Source organism: Amycolatopsis cihanbeyliensis, assembly GCF_006715045.1.
Taxonomy (GTDB): domain Bacteria; phylum Actinomycetota; class Actinomycetes; order Mycobacteriales; family Pseudonocardiaceae; genus Amycolatopsis; species Amycolatopsis cihanbeyliensis.
On the sequence record NZ_VFML01000002.1, the window covers coordinates 902,690 to 921,659 of the forward strand.

Here is an 18,970-nt window from a genome sequence, read left to right on the forward strand (position 1 = left end):
CTACGAGTGACCGGTTCCCTGCATCTTCCGCGGGGAACCGGCACTCGGAGCGGCAGGGTGGCGGCGGTTCTGGGCGGGGATCCGGGCGATGCCGAGGGCGGAATGCACCGCGGACTCGGCCAGTACGGCCAGCTCCGCGCGGTCGGCGGCCTTGCCCGGCGCGATCTCCGGGCAGACGAACAGCTCCAGCACCAGGCCGCGCAGCCGGGCCACCCGGCGCAGCGACTCGACCAGCGACTCGGGGCCGATGAAGGACGGCTGCGTGGTCTCCCTGCCGTCGGCGAGCCGGTAGCGCAGCGCGAGCGGGCGTACCGGGACGCCGCCCTCGATGGCCGCCTGGAAGGTGGCGGTGGTGAACCGGCCGGATCCGCGCCCGCACCAGGTCGTGCCCTCCGGGGTCACGCTCACCAGCGACCCGGAGCGCAGCGCCTCGGCCAGCTCGCTGATCGTGCCGGGGAGGGTGCGCAACCGTTCCCGGTCGAGGAAGATGCTGCCCGCGCGGGAGACCAGCCCACCGAGCACCGGCCAGCCCGCGATCTCCCGCTTCGCCAGCGCGCGCATCGGGCGCAGCGTGTTGATCGCGATGATGTCCAGCCAGGAGATGTGGTTGTTGACCACCAGCGCGCCGCGGCCTTCCGGAAGGTCGCGCAGGTCGTCCCCGCCGTGTACCACCAGCCTGATCCCGAAGGCACGCAGCACACCGCGGAACAGCGTCCGCACCGACCGCCGCCGTGCCGCGGGTCCGAGCAGGAACAGCACGGGGGCCAGCGGCAACGCCCCCAGCACCACACCGGCGGCGGCCAGCAACCGCAGCACCCTGCGCGGGAAGGCGACCGTGGGGGCGCCGGTGGTCAGGCAGGCGGACCCGCAGGGCGATACCGGCATCCAGGCGTGTGTGCTCACGCCTGCGCCCCGAGGAAGTACGTGAGATAGCGGGAGTCGACCCGGTGGAGATCCAGCAGCATGAAGAAGTCGGCGACGCCGAAGTCCGGGTCGTGCGCGGGCGGACCGCAGACCACCGCGCCGAGCCGGAGGTACCCCTTCAGCAGCGGGGGCAGCACGGCGCGCCGCGGACGTTCGATCCCGTCCGCCCGCCAGGGATCGAGCGGCACGACCCGCTCGTGCTCCGCGCCGTAGTGCCTGCGCAGGACGGTGTCCCAGACCCCGGCCGCGTAGCCGCCACCGTCGGCGAGCGGCACCGAGGCGCAGCCGGCGAGGTAGCGGTGCCCGGACAGCAACATGTACCGGGCGATGCCGGCCCACACCAGGCTGACCGCCGCGCCGCTACGGTGCGCGGCGTGCACGCAGGACCGACCGGTCTCCACCAGCGAACCGCGCAACCGGGCCAGCGCGGTCAGGTCGAACTCGGTCTCGGCGTAGAGCCTGCCCGCCCTGGCCGCCCGCTCGGGTGGCAGCATCCGGTAGGTTCCGACGATCTCGCCGCTGCCGTCGTCCCGCACGACGAGGTGGTCGCAGAACTCGTCGAACTCGTCCACGTCCAGGCCGGGCTCCGGCGAGTGCAGGCTCGCCCCCATCTCCTCGGCGAAGACCTGGTACCGAAGCCGCTGCGCGGCGAGAACCTCGGCGTTGTCGTGCGCGACGAGCAGGGAGTACCGGGGCGCACCCGCCGGTAGTTCCACACCCGTCTGATCAGTGCTGACGAGCACCTCGGACCGCGTCATGCCCTAGGTGTACCCGGCACCGACGGACCACGAGGAGTGCCATCCCATGACCGCTCGATGCACAGTCCGTTAACACCCGGTTCGGCCCTCCGCGGTGAGTGCCCGGTTCGCGGGAACGGGGCACTCACCGCGGTCCGGGTGGTCAGCCCTTGCGCTTGGTGACTTCCTCGGTGAGTTGGGGAGCCACCTTGAACAGGTCGCCGACCACCCCGAAGTCGGCGACCTCGAAGATCGGCGCCTCCGGGTCCTTGTTCACCGCGACGATCGTCTTCGAGGTCTGCATACCGGCGCGGTGCTGGATGGCGCCGGAGATCCCGAGCGCCACGTAGAGCTGCGGCGAGACCGTCTTACCGGTCTGCCCCACCTGGAACTGCGCCGGGTAGTACCCGGAGTCCACCGCGGCACGGGAAGCGCCGACGGCCGCGCCGAGCGAGTCGGCGAGCTTCTCCACCACGTCGAACTGCTCGGCCGAACCGACGCCACGGCCACCGGAGACGACGATCGACGCCTCGGTCAGCTCCGGCCGGTCCCCGCCGACGACCGGCTCGACACCGGTGATCTTGGCGGACTTGGCCGGGTCCACCGCGGGCACGTCCAGCGGCTCCTCCGCGGCCGCGCCCTCGGCCTGCTCGGCGTCCACGCTGCCCGGGCGCACGGAGATCACCGGCGCGCCCTTGGCGGACTTGGACTTCACCGAGTACGCGCCGCCGAAGACGGACTGGTCGACGGTGCCGTCGGCGTGCACGTCGACCACGTCCACCAGCAGCCCCGCCTCCAGCCGGGCGGCCAGCCGCGCGGACACCTCCTTGCCCTCCGCGGTCGCCGGCACCAGCACGGCGGCCGGGGATGCCTTCGCCGCCGCGGCGGCCAGCGCGTCGACCTTCGGCGTGACCAGGTAACCCGTGGCGTCCTCGGACTCGGCCACGTACACCTTCGCCGCCCCGTAGGACGCCAGCGCCTCCTTGACCTTGCCGGCCGTACCGGCGGTGCCCACCACCACGGCGGCCGCCTCGCCGAGCGCCCGTGCCGCGGTCAGCAGTTCGTAGGTGACCTTCTTGACCTCGCCGTCGACATGGTCGACGAGAACCAGTACCTCAGCCATACGTTTCTTCGCTCCTTAAATCCCGCGAGGTCTCTCAGTGCCTGCCTGGAAACGCGCGGAACTCCGCCGCGCGCGCTCCTCCGCTCGCCACCGCAGGTCCCCGCACTTCTCGGGCGCTCGTTCAGATGATCTTCTGGCTGACCAGGTACTCGGCGACCTTGCTGCCACCGTCGCCCTCGTCGTCGACCCGCTGGCCCGCCTGCCGCGGGGGCTTCGGGGCCGACTCGACCACGGACGACCAGGCGTTGCCGAGGCCGACGGCACCGGCGTCCACGCCGAGGTCGGCGACGGTGAGGGTGTCCACCGGCTTCTTCTTGGCCGCCATGATGCCCTTGAAGGAGGGGTAGCGCGGCTCGTTGATCTTCTCGCCGACGCTCACCAGCGCGGGAAGGGTGGCCTCGAGGTGGGTGATGCCCTCCTCGGTCTCCCGGTCCGCCTTGACGGTGGAGCCCTCCACGTTCAGCACCCGGACGTGGGTCAGCTGCGGGATACCGAGCAGCTCGGCCAGGACCGCGGGCACCGCGCCGCCGCGGCCGTCCGAGGCCTCGTTGCCCGCGATGATCAGGTCGTAGCCTTCGACCCGGCCGATGGCCGCGGCGATGACCCTGGCGGTGGCCAGCACATCCGAGCCGTGCAGCGCCTCGTCGGAGACGTGGATGGCCTTGTCGGCGCCCATCGAGAGGGCTTTGCGGATGGCGTCGGTCGCGCGGTCCGGGCCCACCGAGACGACGGTGACCTCGCCCTCACCCGCTTCCTTGATCTTGAGCGCTTCCTCGACGGCCTTCTCGTTGATCTCGTCGAGTACGGCGTCGGCGGATTCACGGTCCAGGGTGTGGTCACCAGCCGTGAGCTTGCGCTCCGAATAGGTGTCCGGCACCTGCTTGACCAGGACGACGATGTTGGTCATGGGGCTTGTTCGACCTCCCGATGATGGAGCGCTGCTAGCCATTACTGGCCAGTAGATTAGGGGTAACCGGCCCGGTTGGCGCGCCGAGGTGATCGCATTCACCTGGAATGGCGAGTTATTGAGACGATAGTCCCGTTTATTCTACGGCCACCGGCCGGTAACAGGGGGATGGTCGCTACCTCCGGTGTGTCACCACACCCGTTCGGACGCACGGGACTACTTCAAGTGGGTGTAACGAGTTAACCTGCCGAACGTGCCCGTAGCAGTGATCACCGATTCGACCGCCTGCCTCCCCGAGCAGCTCGCTGCTCAGTGGGGAGTCGCGGTCGTGCAGGTCCAGATCCGCGTGGGTGACCGGACTGACGACGAGAACCGGTTCGACCGTGCCGAACTGATCGAGTCGTTGCGTGCGGGTGAACCGGTTTCCACCGCACCACCCGATCAGGGTGCGTTCTTCTGGACCTATCAGCAAGCAGCCAGCCAGGGCGCGGATGCCATCGTCAGCGTGCACATCTCCGGCCGGATGTCCCAGACGGTGGAGGCCGCGCGAGCGGCGGCGCAGCAGGTCCAGATACCGGTGCACGTGGTGGACAGCGCCACCACCGGGATGAGCCTCGGGTTCGCGGTGCTCTCCGCGGCCCGCGCGGCGGCGGCCGGGGCGCACACCCGCCGGGTCATCGAGGTGACCGAGTGGCGCTGCTCCGCCAGCACCGAACTGATCTACGTGGACACCCTGGAGTACCTGCGCAAGGGCGGACGCATCGGTGCCGCGTCCGCCTTCGTCGGCACGGCGCTGTCCCTGAAGCCGCTGCTCACCGTGTACCGCGGCGAGGTCGCACCGGTGACAAGGGTGCCAGGGGCCAAACGCGCGCTGGCCAAGCTGACCGACCTCGCGGTGGAGCGGGCGGGTCCCCGTCCGGTGGACATGGCGATCGCCTGTGCCGCCCCCTCCGCGCGGGAGATGGCGGTGGTGCGGCAGCTCCGCGAGCAGGTCCGGGACCTGCGGGAGATCACCCTGGTCCAGGCCAGCACGGTGATCGGGGCGCATGTGGGCCCCGGCGCGCTCGGCATTACCGTAGCGCCTGTCCTGTGACCGGCACTGGCGGCGGCGCCCGCACGTTTGGATGATTGCGGTATCGGACACGAGCACCGGAGGTCTCGAGATGCCATCACTGTTCAGCAAGGCGGCCAAGCTCGCCGCTTACGCCCGGAGCCCGCAGGGCCGCAAGGTCATCAACCAGGCCAAGGAACTCGCCAACGACCCCCGCCGCCGCGCGCAGGCCAAGGAGATGCTGAACAAGCTGCGGGACCGCACCGGTGGCAAGGGCGAAGGCAACCCTCCCCCGCCGCCGCGCTGAGCGCACCGGCAGGGCGCCCGCCGGACGTGGGCCGTTAGGGTCCTGACGTGAGCACCCCATCCACCGAGGCGGCGGCGCGGGCGGCGACGCTGCACCTCAGCGGTGAGCGGACCGTCCCCGGCATCCCCGAGGAGAACTACTGGTTCCGCCGGCACGAGGCCGCTTACCGTGCCCTGCTCCCGCACTGCGCGGGCGCCACCGTGCTGGAAGCCGGCTGCGGTGAGGGCTACGGCGCCGGGATGATCGCGCGGGAGGCGGCAAGGGTGCTCGCCGTGGACTACGACGAGCAGGCGACGGCGCACGTGGTCGACCGCTACCCACAGGTCTCGGCCGTGCGGGCCAACCTGGCGTTCCTCCCGGTCGGCACCGGCGCCGCGGACGTGGTGGCGAACTTCCAGGTGATCGAGCACCTGTGGGACCAGGAAGGGTTCCTCGCCGAATGCCTGCGGGTGCTCCGGCCCGGCGGGAAGCTACTGGTCACCACCCCGAACCGGCTGACCTTCACCCCGGACTCCGACACCCCGCTGAATCCGTATCACACCAGGGAACTCGCACCGTCCGAACTGGACGATCTGCTACGGGCGGCCGGGTTCGAGGTCGAGCTGCTGCACGGGCTGCACCACGGACCGGCGCTACGGGAGCTCGACCGGCGCCACGGCGGCTGCATCATCGACGCGCAACTGGAGGTCGTGATGGGCTCCCTGCCCGGCCAGGCCGACTGGCCCGCCGACCTGTTGGCGGACGTCACGGCGATCGGCGCGGACGACTTCCGGATCGACGGCGAGGAACCGGACACCAGCCTGGACCTGGTCGCCGTGGCGGTGGCCCGGTGAGCGGCTCCGAGGGCCTGTTCCTGAACTGAACTTGCTGCTCGAGGCAAGCGGAAGAACTCGCGCGGCGCAGCCCACGGGCGGCGAGGCCGGGCGCACGACCTGCGAAGGTGGCGATGATGACGAAGTCCGAGCCCGGCCGAGCCGACCGTGTCGCGAGTTTGGGAGCAAGCACCGAGGGTACCTTCTGCCTGGTACTGCACAGCCACCTGCCGTGGCTGGCACACCACGGCTCCTGGCCGGTCGGCGAGGAATGGCTCTACCAGGCGTGGGCGCATTCCTACCTGCCGGTGACGGACCTGCTGCGCCGCTTCGCCGAGGAGGGCAAGCGGGATGTGCTCACCCTCGGGGTCACCCCGGTGCTGGCCGCGCAGCTGGACGACCCGTACTGCCTGCGTGCCTTCCACGAGTGGCTCGGCAACTGGCAACTGCGCGCCCGGCATGCCGCCACCCTGTGGCAGGGCGAGGAACTGCTCAGCGCGTTGGCCACCGACGAGTACCGTGCCGCCTCGGGCGCGTTGCGCGATTTCGAAACTCGCTGGCGACACGGCTTCTCCCCGATCCTGAGATCCTTAGTGGACTCCGAGGTGGTCGAACTGCTCGGCGGCCCGCTCGCGCATCCCTTCCAGCCGTTGCTGGACGAGCGCCTCCGCGCCTTCGCGCTGCGCGGCGGGCTCGCCGACGGCCTGCTCCGCGTCGGCCACCGTCCACAGGGGATCTGGGCACCGGAGTGCGGTTACGCCCCGGGGATGGAGGACGGCTATGCGGCGGCCGGGGTGGGGCACTTCCTCGTCGACGGGCCCTCGCTGCGCGGGGACACCTCGGCCGCGCGCACCGTCGGCTCCTCGGAGGTGGTGTGCTTCGGCCGGGACCTGGAGGTCACCTACCGGGTGTGGTCGCCGAAGGCGGGCTATCCCGGCCACTCCTCCTACCGTGACTTCCACACCTGGGCGCACGAGGTCGGGCTGAAGCCGTCCCGGGTCACCGGCAAGCAGGTTCCCCCGCACGAAAAGGCGCCCTACGAGCCGGCACTGGCCGCGGACACCCTGCGGCTGCACGTCAAGGACTTCGTGGACACCGTGGTCACCCGGTTGCGCGAGCTGCGCGAACGGCACGGCAGGGAGTCGCTGGTGGTGGCCGCCTACGACACCGAACTGTTCGGGCACTGGTGGCACGAGGGCCCCGCCTGGCTGGAGGCGGTGCTGCGCGCGCTGCCGGAGGCCGGGGTCCGGGTGACCACGCTGCGCGGCGCGCTGGCGGCCGGTCACCTCGGCGGCCCGGTGGACCTGCCCGCGTCCTCATGGGGCTCAGGCAAGGACTGGCGGGTCTGGGACGGCGAGCAGGTCGCCGATATGGTGCGGGCGAACGCCGGGCTGCAGGAACGCCTGCTCCCCGCGCTGGACGGGATGGACCGCACGGTCCGCGACCCGGCACGCGACCAGCTGGTCACCGAGGCGCTGCTGTCGTTGTCCAGCGACTGGGCGTTCATGGTCACCAAGGACTCGGCCGCGGACTACGCCCGCCGCCGCGCGCGGGTGCACACCGAACGCTTCGACGAGCTGGCCGGGCTCCTGCGCGCGGGCCGCGGGGACGAGGCGGTCCGCCGCGCGGCGGCCCTGCGTGCCGAGGACGGCCCGTTCGGCCGCCTCGACGCCCGCGACCTTCGCTGAACACCCCAGCGTGTTTGCCGCCCACGCGCACGAGTTTGCCGCCCACGTCGGCGAGTTTGCCGCCCACGTCCGCGAGTTTGCCGCTCATGCGCCCGAGTTTGCCGTTACGGTGCGCCCGCCCGCTCACCTGCCGAACCGGTCAGGCTGTCCCGTGGGTGCACCGGTTCGGTCGCGATGGCGACCCCCTGCAACCTGCTGGCCCGCAGGAACGGGTAGTTGGCCTCGCCGTGCGCGCCACCGCTGAGGCCGGTGCCCCCGTGGGTGGACAGGTACGGCACCGTCGCCAGGTGCGAGTCGTTCACCTTCAGCAGCCCGCCGTTGGTGACGGAGGCGACGAACCGGTCGATCACCCGCTCGTCCCGTGCCCACAGCGAGTTCCGCAACCCGTACTTGTTGCCGTTGACGAAGGTGATCGCCCGTTCCAGCAGGGAGTCGTCCGGGGCCTCCTCCGGCACGACGACCGAGAGCAGTGGGTAGAAGGTCTCCTCGCGGACCGCGGCGAGTTCGCGGGCGCCCTCGAGCCCGTCGACCCTGATGACCGTGGGTTCGAGGAACAACCCCTCCGGATCCGGGTTTCCGTCCAGGCCGATCCGCTCCCCACCACACACCTTGGCCGCGCCTGTGGCCAGCGCGTCCCCGAGGCAACGGAAGAACGCCGTCGTCCGGAGCACGGGGCTGAGCATGGTGTGTTCCTCGTCCGGGTCGCCGGGCCGCAGCTCGGCCGCGGCGGCCCGCACCCGCGCCAGCAGATCATCGGCGATGGCCGGATGCGCGAGCACGTACCTCGGCACCATGCACACCTGACCGGAGGCGTAGAAGGACTCCACGAGTGCCTCGGCGGCCCGGTCCAGATCGGCATCCCGCCAGACCAGCACACCGTCGTTTCCGGCCAGCTCGAGAATCGCTTTCTTACCTTTCTCGAGACACTTCCGCTCCAGCGCGATTCCATTTTCGCTAGAGCCGAAATAAAAAATGGAGTCCACCAGTGGGCTGTTCAACCATTGCGGCATGTGCACCTCGTAGTCGCCGCACAGGATGTTCAACGTCCCTGGTGGCGCCCCGCACGATTCCAGTGCCGGAAGCACGATCTCATGCAGCGCGTAACTCAACGACATCGGACAGGACTGCGGCACCCGCACCACCATCGTGTTGCCCGCGACCAGTGCGAGACAGGCGAACACCCCGGTGAGCGGGGTGTTGAACGGTGGGTCGACACACACCACCCCGTCCGGGTTCCGGCGCAGGACGAGACGTCGTCCCCCGCGCTCCCACTCGCGGTACATCAGCGAGTGGAACTCCTGGAACGCCGTGTCGTCGTACGAACACAACACCGAGTTGAACTGCGCCTCGACCAGGACCCCCGGGCATCCCTCCGCCCGCAGGATCGCCCCCAGCTCCGCCCGCCGGGCGAGGAAGCGGTCCCTGATGACACTCACCATGGCCAGCCGCCGCGCCAGCGGGACGGCCAGCCAGCGCGGCGCCGCGTCCGCCGCGGCCCGCAGTGCCGCCTCGCCGTGCTCCGCTGTGGACAGCGCACAGGAGCCGAGAACATGCCGATGGGCATGCACCTCGTCCTCACCGCCCTCGCGCATTCGCCGCCACAAACCAATGGTTTCCGCCCGCTCCGGCTCGAGCACGGCACGCACGCTGATGCCGTAGGCCCGCTCGGCGGTATCGACCGGTTCACCGCCGATATGGAGCGGATAGTGTCGAACGGCGGATGAGGTCCTGCTTTCCGCTGGAGCGGTATTCGTCATGGTCCTACTTTCGGGTCAATTTTCACCGGGACACCGAGAGGATGTCCGACACTGACGTCATGGAGTTCACTCGACGTATTTTCTTCAGCGGCGCGATGGCGGCACCCCTGCTCGGTCAACTCGGCGGCGGCGCCGCCACCGCCGCGGAAGGGACCGAGGCGGGCACGGCATTCGCCCTGATCGACGGGCTGAGCGAGCTGCGGCTGACCACGCTGGCCCTGGAGCGGCTGCGCGAGGAAGGCATCGAAGTGCAGGCCGTGGCCCCCGCGAGCGAGATCCTCGGCGCGGACGGCAGCACGGTCGAGGGGGTCACGATGCCGCCGGAGTACGGGCGGGTCGTGATCGACCTTTCCGGCCAGCCCACCGACGGTCGGGGCCGGGTGCGCGGCGGGGTCAGGCTGCGCAGCGAGCAGACCAGTATGGAGATCACCGAAGTTCGCGGAGACCTTTCGGACGGCCGGATATTCGCCTTCCTCAAGGTGAACGAGGACTGGGTCGGAGAGGTACCGCTGTACGCGACGGATCCCGCGGCGGTCAGGCTGGACCTGCGGCCCGGGGCACCCACGAAGCCCACCACGCTCCGGGGAAGCGACGTACCGATCACGCCGACCGAGGAGGGACTGGCGGCCTTCGAGGACGCGTTCGGCACCTCGCTGTTCACCGCGACCGATGTGGTGCTGCGCGGTTCCGGGGAGGCCGGCGCCTGGCCGGTGCCATCCTGGCCCGACAACTAGGTTCCCCATCACGAGCTGCGCAGTTCCTCGGGCAGGTCCGAGGATGAGGCCGACTGCAGCCACTTCACCAGTGCGCGGGACAGTTCGGAGATATCTCCGCTGGACAGTACCCGCATGATCGGCAACTCGGTGCCGACCCGCCGCCGCATCTTGCTCACCAGCTCGGCGGCCATCAGCGAGTCCACACCGAGCTGGTCCAGCGGCCGGGTCCGATCGACACGTTCGGGCGCGATCCCGAGCGAGTCGGCCACCATCCACACGATCGTGTCCTCCAGTTTCGGGACGGCCTCTTCCAGCGGTAACCTCCGCAGTTCCGCCAGCAGGTCCGCGACGTCGGTCAGGTCCTCCTCCGCGCCGGTGAGCTCGCCGAGGCGCGGGGTGGTCAGGTGCGGGAACAGGCGCAGCAAAGCCGAATAGCGACGCATGACGATGGCGACCGCACCATCCCTGCCGATCAGTTCGTCGATCGCGGTGAAGACCTCCTCCTGGCCGATGAAGCCGAGGCCGGCCCGTTCGAGCAGCTTGGTGGTGGCCTCGCTACGCGCCACGTAGCCGACCTCGCGGATCGGGCCGAGGGCCACCGCCGTCGCGGGCAGGCCACGACGCCCGCGGTCGCGGCACAACGCTTCCAGCGCGAGGTTGCCCGCGCAGTAGTTGGCCTGTCCCGCGTTGCCGACCAGGGCCGAGGCCGAGGAGTACAGCAGGAACAAGTCGAGCTCGCGGCCCTCGGTGAGCCGGTCCAGGATCATCGCCCCCGCCATCTTGGGTTCGAGGGCTACCCGGAACCGTTCCGGGGTGAGGTCCTTCGAGTTCCCGTCGTCGAGCGCCATCGCGGCATGCACTACGCCGCGCAACGGCTTGCCGGTACCGTCGATGGACTCGATCGTGGCGCGCATCGCGTCCACGTCGGTGACATCGACGGCGTAGGGAGTGGCGGTCACCCCACGGGCGGCGAGCCCTTCCAGGATCGCCGCCGCCTCCGCGGTGCCCGCGCCGCGACGCCCCAGCAGTGCGAGGTGCCGGGCACCGCGCTCGGCGAGCCAGCTCGCGGTGGCCCCGCCCAGCCCGCTGAGTCCGCCGGTCACCAGGTAGGTCGCCGCGGGATCCAGGCGCAGCGGACGGGGGCGCCGCTCCACCGGAGGGGGCTCCTCGAAGGTGATCACCACCTTGCCGATATGCCGGGAGTGCTGCACGGTGCGGAAGGCCTCGGCGATCCGGGCCGCGGGAAAGGCCCGATACGGCAACGGCCGATAGACGCCGTCGCGCACCCGATCGAGCATCTCCCGATACTGCCGGGCGAGCGCCCGCGGCCGGTGCCGGGCGAGTTGGTCGATGTCGACCCCGAAGAAGCTGACATTGTTCCGGAACGGCAGCAACGAGACGTTCTGGTCCAGGTAGATGTCCCGCTTGCCGAGCTCGACGAAGCGGCCACCGGGGCGCAACAGCTCCAGGCTGCGTGTGATGGCTTCCCCGGCCAGCGAGTTCAGTACGACGTCCACGCCATGCCCGCCGGCGGCCTCCCTGATGCGCTCGGCGAAGTCGAGGCCACGTGAGTCGTACACCTGCTCCACCCCGAGCAGCCGGAGGAAGTCCCGTTTCTCCTCGGTACCCGCGGTGGCGATCACGGTGGCTCCCGCGTCCCGTGCGCACCGCAGGGCGGCCAGGCCGACCGCGCCGGCAGCGCCGTGCACCAGCACCGTCTCCCCCGGCTCGAGCTGGGCGAGCTGGCGCAGCCCGTAGTGCACGGTGAGATACGCGACCGGCATGGTGACGGCTTCGGCGTAGTCCAGATCGCCCGGCAGATGCCCCACCACGCTCGCGTCCGCCAGCACGTGCGAGGCGAAGGCGTTCGGCACGAACGCCAGTACCCGATCACCCGGGCGGAACGCGGTCACCTCCGCGCCGACCGCGGCGATGATCCCGGAACACTCGAAACCGAGGTCCGCTCCCAGCATCCCGCCGGCGACCATCCACTCCGGCAGCATCCCCACCGCGAGCAAGGTGTCCCGGTAGTTGATCGCGGCCGCCCGTACCGACACCACGACCTGATGCGGCCCCGGTTCCGGAGCGTCCACCTGGGTCCAGGCCAGCCGGTAGTCGGGGCCACGATCCCGCAACCGCAGGCGATACCCCTCAGCCGAGCCGGCCGGCGCCGCGTGCTCGACCAGCCGGGGGACGAACCGGCCATGCGCGGTCAGGATGATCTCGTCGTCGGGATCGGGATCGAGCAACTCCGCGGTCAGCCGGTCGGCCTCCCCCTCGCCCCTCGGCATGCAGACCCTGCGCACGGTCAGTCGTGGATACTCGCTGGCCAGCACCCTGGTCGCGCCCCAGAACGCGGCATCCACCGGCCGCGAGAGTTCCGCGGGTGGTCCGACCGTGTCCGCGGACCGGCTGACCACCCACAGCCCGGCGGAGGAGTCCACCGCCAACTCGTTGCAGGCCTCGGCGACGGCGCAGGCCACCTGGAACCGGTAGGTGGTCACCGCCGCGGCCGACCCGTTCTCCGCCACCGACTCGCCCAGCAGGAAGACCACCCGCACATCCGGGTCCTGCCCGAACAGCGCGAGCCACCGCTCGGGATCGGTTGCCGGCTCGGCCATGCGGGCCGTGGCACCGGTGGTGTTCAGCCGTTCCACCAGCCGCCGGCCGAGGTCTCGATCAGCCGGATCATCCACCAGCAGGAACCAGCTGCCGCCGCGGCGGGGCGGTTCGATGACGGACGCGGCCGGATCGGCCCTTTCCGCGACGATGATCGAGACGCGATCACCGGGCGGCTGCGCGCAGGCCGTGTCGGACACCGCACGGAAACCGGTGGTGCGCAGCAACTCCGTCCACTGATCCACGGGTAGCAGCGGCGAGTTCGGCCGCAGGTCGCGGTCCTCGGTGACCCAGAACTGCTCGAACAGCCCGAACGGCAGGCACAGCAGGTCGACATCGTGCGGTTCCACCAGCACCAACCGACCACCGGCGCCGAGCAGCCTGGCGAGTCCAGGCAACGTGCGGCGGAGATCTTTCGCCACGTGCACCGCGAGCCCGGCCAGGATCAGGTCGAACTCCCCGTCCACGAACCCCTGCTCGGTGGGGTCCTGATCGAGGTCGAACCGGTGGTACTCCACGAAGTCGTAGGCAGCGAACCGGCTTGCGGCCGGAGCGAGGAACAGCTCGGTGATGTCGGTGCAGACATACCGGGTCCGGTCCCGGGGAAGTTCCGGGAGTACCGCGGCGGTCAGGCCCCCGGTGCCGGCCCCGATCTCCAGCACGCGCAATGGCCTGCTGGAGGGCCAGTTCCGCACCATCGCCCGGACGATCTCGACGGCGCCCTTGTTGAACGGCCGGAGGGTGGGCGCGATGTCGTAGAAATGGGTGATGGTGTCGGCGCCGCTGTCGGGGAAGACCAACTCGATCGGATCGACCTGGCCGGTCAGCACACCGACGAGGTGCCTGCCCGCGCGGGCGACCAGGGTCAGGTGGGTGGCGGCCTCCGGGTAGTCCCACACCAGGTCGCCGAACAACCGCTCCGGCTCGGCCCGGCCGGCCAGTCGCCACCGGGTGCTCCCGTGCAACTCACCGAGCCACCCCAGGTGCCCGTGGTCGTGGGCGAGCACGCTCAGCCGGTCCAGCAGCCGGCCGTACCCGGGCCGCACCCCGGCACCGAGCAGATCCTCGGTGAAGAAGACCGTGGCACCGCCGAGCAGCTCGGCGAACGCCCGCGCGGCGAACGCGGCGGTCATCGCCTTCACCCCGGGCAGGTAGCAGACCACGTCCTCGGCCCGCGTGCGGCCGAACTCACCGATCGACTCCCTGGCGGCCGCCACCACCGGGCCCGAGCCGAACTCGACAGCGGGAAGCGGGCCGGGCCGTGGTGCGGCCCGGGGCTCCACGGTCCTCCTTGCCGGGGGCTCGGTGGCCTCGGACGGCACCCGCATCAACCGGCAGTCGCTCAACTCGACCAGGATCGTTCCGGCCTCGTCGGTGATGGTGGCGTCCAGCGCGAGCTCGTACTCCGAGCCGCGCCGCGCCACCAGCAGGATGGCCCCGGTCGCGGTGGGTGGCAACCAGCGGCGGACGCGGCCGATCGCCACCGGGAGGAAGGTCCGCCAGCGACCGAGCGCCCGGCCGAGCGGGATCGCGGCCTGCAAGGCGGCATCCAGCCACGCGGGGTGGGTTTCGTACTCGTCGAGGTCGAGATGCCGGCAGTCGTACCGGGCGAGCACCGTGCCGTGGGTGGCCCACGCCTCGGTCAGCACCTGGAAGGCGGACCCGTAGTCGACGCCGAGCCGCCGCGCGTCGGCATAGTGCCCCGCCGCGTCCACGTGCTGCCCCTCGGCCGCGATCCCGCGGCGCAGCTCGGCGAGGTCGAGCGCGGCCGGTGCCGAACCCAGCAGCGTGCGCACCCGGGTACGGGCGTGGTTCTGCCACGGGTGCTTGCCGGTCGCCCGGCTGGAGATCCGGAACACCCCGTCCTCCTCGGACAGTGCGGCACGCAGCCGCGGGGCCGGCGCGTCCTCCTCGGGAAGCGCGAGTGGCCGGAGGATGTGCAGCTCGCCCAGTTCGACCGGCGCCTCGTGCACCCGGCGACCGGCCGCGAGCGCCATCTCCACGTATCCGGCAGCGGGTAGGATGGCCGCACCGTCCACCTGGTGATCGGTCAACCAGGGCAGGGCGGCAGAATCCACAGTGGACTCCCAGGTCGGCTCGGGGACGGCGGCCCGGTCGCCGAGCAGCGGGTGATCCACCGGCCCGGGGACCCCCGCCCACCAGTACTGGTCGCCGTGCCAGTGGGGTTCGCGCCGCCAGGGATACGGCGGCAGGTCGACCACCCTGCCCCGAACCGGGAAGTACCGTTCACACCCGGCCGGAGGGCCGGCGGCGAGTACCGATTCCACGGCACCACGCACGCACTCCCGCCCGCCGACATCGCGCCGCAGGGTGCCGATGGTCGCGATCGGACCGGCGGACTCCGCCCGGCGCAGGTAGGGCAGCAGGACCGGATGCGGCCCGATCTCCACCAGGGTGTCGCAGCCCGACTCGAGCAGTTCCGCGGTGGCCTCGGCGAACCGGACCGGCTCCCGAACGTTGCGCCACCAGTACGACGCGTCCAGCTCGGTGCCGTTCACCGGACCGCCGGTGACGGTGGAGACCAGCAGGATCTCCGCGGGTTTGGGGTGCAGCCCGGTCAACCGCTCGAGTAACGGGCGGCGGATGGGGTCCATGATCCCGCTGTGGAAGGCGTAGTCGAGGCCGAGCGGTTGGCAGAACACATCCCGCTCGGCGAGCCGGGCGACCAGCTCCCGCACCGCCGAGGGCGGGCCGGCCACGGTGACGTCCCGGCCGCTGTTCACGGCGGCGAGTTCGAGGTCCCCGGTGAGCAGCGGTTCGATCTCGGCGCGGCCGAGTGCCACGGCCGCCATCCTGCCGAGCCCGGCCGTCGCCGCCTGCTCCTGGCTGCGCACGAGTACCACCTCGAGCGCCTGCTCCAGATCCAGTACCCCGGCGAGGTAGGCCGCGGTGATTTCCCCGACGCTGTGCCCGTACACCGCGTCCGGCCGGATCCCGTGCTGTGCCAGCAGTTCCACGATCGCCACCTGCACGGCGAACAGCGCTGGCTGGGCGATCTCGGTGTCGTCCATTCCGGACCCACCAGCGGGGGCCGTATCCACCTCGAACTCGTCCAGCAGGGACCAGCCCGCCTTCGGGGCGAACACCGCGTCCACCCGTTGCACCGCCCGGCGGAACACCGGTTCGGCCTCGATCAGGTCCGCGCCCATCCGGGGCCACTGGGACCCGTTGCCGCTGAAGGCGAACGCGATGCGGCCGTGCGGCACCGCCTGCTGCTGGTACTGGCGCCACGGTGCGTTCTCGTCCAGCATCCGTTCCGCGGCCACGGCCGACGTATCGGCGAGGAACACCGCACGGTGCGGGTGCCGGCTACGGCGCAGGCAACTGGTATAGGCCAGATCGTAGTGCGAATCCGGCCCGGCTTCGGCGAGCCGGGCGCCGAACCGCCGAACCGCCGCGCCGAGCGCGTCGGCCGAGCGGGCGGACACCGTGATCGGGAGCGGCGCCGCCGGCCGGTCGGCACGGGGTTCCCGCTCGGCAGCCGGGGCGAGTACGACGTGGGTGTTGGTGCCGCCGAAGCCGAAGGAGTTCACGCCGACCAGGGACCCCGCTCCCGGTTCGAGCGCGCGCCGGTGCAGCACCGGGTCGATCCCCAGTTCGGCGAAGTCGATCTCCGTGCTGAGCGGGTCGGAGGCCGGCGCGGGCGGGATGGTGCGGTACCGCAGTACCAGCAGGGCCTTCAGCAGGCCCGCCATCCCGGAAGCCGGTTCGAGATGCCCGAGATTTCCCTTGATCGAACCGATCGGCAACGGCGTCTCAGCCGCCCGGCCGGTGGCCAGCGCGCCGCCGATCGCCTGGCACTCGATCGGGTCGCCGATCGGTGTCCCGGTACCGTGCGCCTCCAGGTAGGCCAGGTCGGCGGGCTCGAGCTCGGCGCGGGCGTAGACCTCGCGTAGCAACGCTTCCTGCGTCTCGGCACTGGGCAACACCAGCCCGGCCGTCCGGCCGTCGCTGTTGGTCCCGCTGGCCACGATCACGCCGTGGATGCGGTCACCGTCAGCCACCGCGTCGGTCAGTCGCTTGAGCACGACCACGCCGCCGCCCTCGGCTCGCACGTACCCGTCCGCCTTCGCGGAGAACGGCCGGCAGCGCCCGGAGGGAGACAGGATGGTCGCCTTGGCGAATCCGATGTAGATGTAGGGGTTGAGCAGCACGTTGACGCCCGCGGCCAGGGCGAGCCCACCCTCGCCGTGGCGCAGGTACTGGCAGGCGAGGTGTACCGCGTTCAGCGAGGACGCGCAGGCGGTGTCCACCTTGACGCTCGGCCCGTGCAGGTCGAGCGCGTAGGAGATCCGGTTGGCCGTGTTCGACAGCGCCATCCCGGAGTTGGTGTAGGGATCGATGGTCTCCGGGCTGGAGGTCTGCATGCCGCCGTAGTCGGGCGAGGACGCGCCGACGAAGACTCCGGTGTCCGAACCGGCGACCGCCTCCCGCGGCAGTCCGGCGTCGTCGCAGGCCTCGACCGCCATCTCCAGCAGCAGCCGCTGTTGCGGGTCGATCCGGCTCGCCTCCCGCGGGCTGATCCCGAAGTACTCCGCGTCGAAACCGGCGATGTCGTCAAGGAAACCCCCGGCGAAGGTGTAGGACTTCGCCGGGCGAACCGGATTCGCGTCCTGGAACCGCCGGGTGTCGAACCGGTCCGGTGGCGGATCGCCGACCAGCTCACGCCCCTCCGACAGCGCGGCCCACAGCTCGTCCACAGTGGTTATGCCGCCCGGAAGACGGCAGGAGAGGCCGACAACCGCGATGCGATCCACCATGGTGCGCATGCTGCCGCACCGCCGCGAGGTTCAGCAGCAACCAACCCCGAGGTTCACTCGGCAGTGCCGCAGCACCCCTCCACGGTGTGTTTGCCCGCCACATCCGCGCGTTGGCCGCTCACGTTCACGCGTTGGCCGTTCCGGTACGGCCGCCCGCGGGTGACCACGACGTGCCGGGCCACCCGCGGGGCACGCTCCGCGGTGTCAGCCGGTCCCGCTGCCCAGCCGCCGCTCGCTGTCACTCGAGACATCGCCGCCATGCGAGACGCCACCCTCACCGGCGGGCGCCGGCGGCAGCACCTCGTCCCTGTCCACCGGTTCACACGGCGGCACCGGAACGGTGGCCGTGGCGAGCTGGATCCCCGTCACGTCCCGGTTGCCCGCGGTGCTGAGCACCAGCGCCCGGTCACCACGGAAGTCCGCGGGCCGCAGGGTGAAGACCGCCGAGTTCCCCTCCACCCGCAGTGCCGTCGCCCCGCCCATGTCGGGGCCGGTGTCCGGGAACCGCGGTTGCCTGCACATCTTGCCCTCCGGCAGGTAGTCGATCACCGCGTTGATGCCGTGCTCACCCAGCTCGGCCTCGAGCTCCTCGGCGTCGCGCAGGTCGTTGATCTCCACCCGCACGGTGCCGTCCTGCTCCTTCTCCACGGCGAACGCGGCGCTACCCCCGCCGAGGGCGAGCGGAAGCACGACCGCGCCCGCGGCACCACAGGCGGCCACGCCGGATGCGATCGCCACCCGTGGCCCGCGCCGGGCCGGAGCGGCGCCGGCGGCTTCCGGGACCTCGGCGGCGCGTTCGGCGACAACCTGCTTCAGGGATACCAGCAGCCGGTCCTCGAACCGGTCGCGCGGCTGGTGACTGGTGTTCATGGCAGTACCTCCACGGGTGGGGCGACCTCGCCGGTCGCGTCTGGCATGAGGTGGTGCTGTAGCCGTCGCCGCGCCCGGTGCAGCCGCACCCGGGCCGCGGTCGGCCGGATCCCCAATGACCGCCCGGCTTCCTGGACGGTGAGTCCGTCAAGGGCAACCAGTTCGAGCACGGCACGCTCGCCGCCGGACAGCTCGTCCATGGCCCGGTACAGCCGCCTGGACCGGGTTTCGGCCTCGATCCGTTCCTCGATCATGGCGACGTCGTCACGGTCGACGAGCGCGCGCCCGGCGACCCTGCTCTCGGCACGTAGCCCGCGGGCGTTCCGTCGCCGCTCGGCCGCGAGCACGTTGCGCGCCACGCCGAACAGCCAGCCCGTGGGACCACCGCGCGCGGCGCGGTAGGTGTGTGCCGACTCGATGGCCGCGAGGAACACGTCCGCGGCCAGGTCCGCGGCGCGCATCGGGTCACCGACCCTGCGCGCGATGAACCGCTGGATCAGGTCCACGTGCTCGCGGTAGAAGGCCTCGAACGCCGCCGGGTCGCGCCCGATCCTCGCTACGTCCTGCTCCTGCGCTGCTCCGGTCATTCGCTCACCTGTCTCACCGTCGCTCCCGCGTACGTCGTGGTTGTGCTTTCCTGCACACTTGGTCCGTACGCCCGGCCGCGTTACCGGCGTC

General features: G+C 71.1%; 13 protein-coding genes. 5 read left to right on the forward strand and 8 right to left on the reverse strand.

What is annotated here, in order from left to right:
- The 4 genes from FB471_RS32740 to FB471_RS32755 all read right to left on the reverse strand — a co-directional run bounded on the left by FB471_RS32740 (position 1) and on the right by FB471_RS32755 (position 3,691).
- Positions 1–885 (reverse strand): lysophospholipid acyltransferase family protein, encoded by an 885-nt coding sequence (locus tag FB471_RS32740; protein WP_142003976.1) that lies wholly within the window; start codon positions 883–885, stop codon positions 1–3.
- Between the two features lie 14 nt (positions 886–899).
- The gene (locus FB471_RS32745; RefSeq protein WP_142003677.1) at positions 900–1,682 is read right to left on the reverse strand and encodes a GNAT family N-acetyltransferase; all 783 of its coding nucleotides are present in this window, start codon (positions 1,680–1,682) and stop codon (positions 900–902) included.
- Between the two features lie 142 nt (positions 1,683–1,824).
- Positions 1,825–2,784: an electron transfer flavoprotein subunit alpha/FixB family protein gene (locus FB471_RS32750; RefSeq protein WP_142003678.1), complete on the reverse strand. Its 960-nt coding sequence runs from the start codon at positions 2,782–2,784 to the stop codon at positions 1,825–1,827.
- Positions 2,785–2,905: 121 nt separating this feature from the next.
- On the reverse strand, positions 2,906–3,691 hold the full coding sequence (locus FB471_RS32755) for an electron transfer flavoprotein subunit beta/FixA family protein (RefSeq protein ID WP_142003679.1): 786 nt from the start codon (positions 3,689–3,691) through the stop codon (positions 2,906–2,908).
- Positions 3,692–3,935: 244 nt separating this feature from the next.
- On the opposite strand from FB471_RS32755, the gene FB471_RS32760 reads away from it, so the two are divergent.
- The 4 genes from FB471_RS32760 (at position 3,936) to FB471_RS32775 (ending at position 7,549) form a co-directional block, all read left to right on the forward strand.
- Positions 3,936–4,784, forward strand: coding sequence for a DegV family protein (locus FB471_RS32760; protein ID WP_142003680.1), 849 nt, complete (start codon positions 3,936–3,938; stop codon positions 4,782–4,784).
- A 70-nt stretch (positions 4,785–4,854) separates the two neighbouring features.
- Positions 4,855–5,049: a hypothetical protein gene (locus FB471_RS32765; RefSeq protein WP_142003681.1), complete on the forward strand. Its 195-nt coding sequence runs from the start codon at positions 4,855–4,857 to the stop codon at positions 5,047–5,049.
- Positions 5,050–5,096: 47 nt separating this feature from the next.
- The gene (locus FB471_RS32770) at positions 5,097–5,882 is read left to right on the forward strand and encodes a class I SAM-dependent methyltransferase (RefSeq protein ID WP_142003682.1); all 786 of its coding nucleotides are present in this window, start codon (positions 5,097–5,099) and stop codon (positions 5,880–5,882) included.
- A gap of 116 nt (positions 5,883–5,998) precedes the next feature.
- Positions 5,999–7,549: a 1,4-alpha-glucan branching protein domain-containing protein gene (locus FB471_RS32775; RefSeq protein ID WP_142003683.1), complete on the forward strand. Its 1,551-nt coding sequence runs from the start codon at positions 5,999–6,001 to the stop codon at positions 7,547–7,549.
- Positions 7,550–7,653: 104 nt separating this feature from the next.
- On the opposite strand, the gene FB471_RS32780 is transcribed toward FB471_RS32775, so the two are convergent.
- Entirely contained in the window at positions 7,654–9,306 is a 1,653-nt protein-coding gene (locus tag FB471_RS32780) for an aldehyde dehydrogenase family protein (protein ID WP_211358306.1), read from the reverse strand.
- Between the two features lie 59 nt (positions 9,307–9,365).
- On the opposite strand from FB471_RS32780, the gene FB471_RS32785 reads away from it, so the two are divergent.
- A complete protein-coding gene (locus FB471_RS32785) occupies positions 9,366–10,040 on the forward strand; it encodes a hypothetical protein (RefSeq protein WP_142003684.1) in 675 nt (224 codons plus the stop codon).
- An 8-nt stretch (positions 10,041–10,048) separates the two neighbouring features.
- Here the strand turns inward: FB471_RS32785 and FB471_RS32790 are convergent, their stop codons facing one another.
- From FB471_RS32790 to FB471_RS32800, 3 genes are all read right to left on the reverse strand, one after another.
- Entirely contained in the window at positions 10,049–17,422 is a 7,374-nt protein-coding gene (locus tag FB471_RS32790) for a type I polyketide synthase (RefSeq protein ID WP_170221076.1), read from the reverse strand.
- A 204-nt stretch (positions 17,423–17,626) separates the two neighbouring features.
- Complete coding sequence (locus tag FB471_RS32795; RefSeq protein WP_142003686.1) at positions 17,627–18,292, reverse strand: hypothetical protein; 666 nt, start codon at positions 18,290–18,292, stop codon at positions 17,627–17,629.
- Positions 18,289–18,879 carry an RNA polymerase sigma factor gene (locus FB471_RS32800; protein WP_142003687.1) on the reverse strand — a complete coding sequence of 197 codons (591 nt, stop codon included), beginning with the start codon at positions 18,877–18,879 and terminating at the stop codon, positions 18,289–18,291. Before FB471_RS32800 ends, FB471_RS32795 begins: the two co-directional genes overlap by 4 nt.
- Between the last annotated feature and the right edge of the window lie 91 nt (positions 18,880–18,970).

Coding starts and splice junctions, on each gene's coding strand:
- FB471_RS32745 (WP_142003677.1), bottom strand. CDS start 1,682: ATGACGCGGTCCGAGGTGCTCGTCAGCACTGATCAGACGGGTGTGGAA.
- FB471_RS32790 (WP_170221076.1), bottom strand. CDS start 17,422: ATGGTGGATCGCATCGCGGTTGTCGGCCTCTCCTGCCGTCTTCCGGGC.
- FB471_RS32740 (WP_142003976.1), bottom strand. CDS start 885: ATGCCGGTATCGCCCTGCGGGTCCGCCTGCCTGACCACCGGCGCCCCC.
- FB471_RS32755 (WP_142003679.1), bottom strand. CDS start 3,691: ATGACCAACATCGTCGTCCTGGTCAAGCAGGTGCCGGACACCTATTCG.
- FB471_RS32795 (WP_142003686.1), bottom strand. CDS start 18,292: ATGAACACCAGTCACCAGCCGCGCGACCGGTTCGAGGACCGGCTGCTG.
- FB471_RS32800 (WP_142003687.1), bottom strand. CDS start 18,879: ATGACCGGAGCAGCGCAGGAGCAGGACGTAGCGAGGATCGGGCGCGAC.
- FB471_RS32775 (WP_142003683.1), top strand. CDS start 5,999: ATGACGAAGTCCGAGCCCGGCCGAGCCGACCGTGTCGCGAGTTTGGGA.
- FB471_RS32780 (WP_211358306.1), bottom strand. CDS start 9,306: ATGACGAATACCGCTCCAGCGGAAAGCAGGACCTCATCCGCCGTTCGA.
- FB471_RS32785 (WP_142003684.1), top strand. CDS start 9,366: ATGGAGTTCACTCGACGTATTTTCTTCAGCGGCGCGATGGCGGCACCC.
- FB471_RS32765 (WP_142003681.1), top strand. CDS start 4,855: ATGCCATCACTGTTCAGCAAGGCGGCCAAGCTCGCCGCTTACGCCCGG.
- FB471_RS32750 (WP_142003678.1), bottom strand. CDS start 2,784: ATGGCTGAGGTACTGGTTCTCGTCGACCATGTCGACGGCGAGGTCAAG.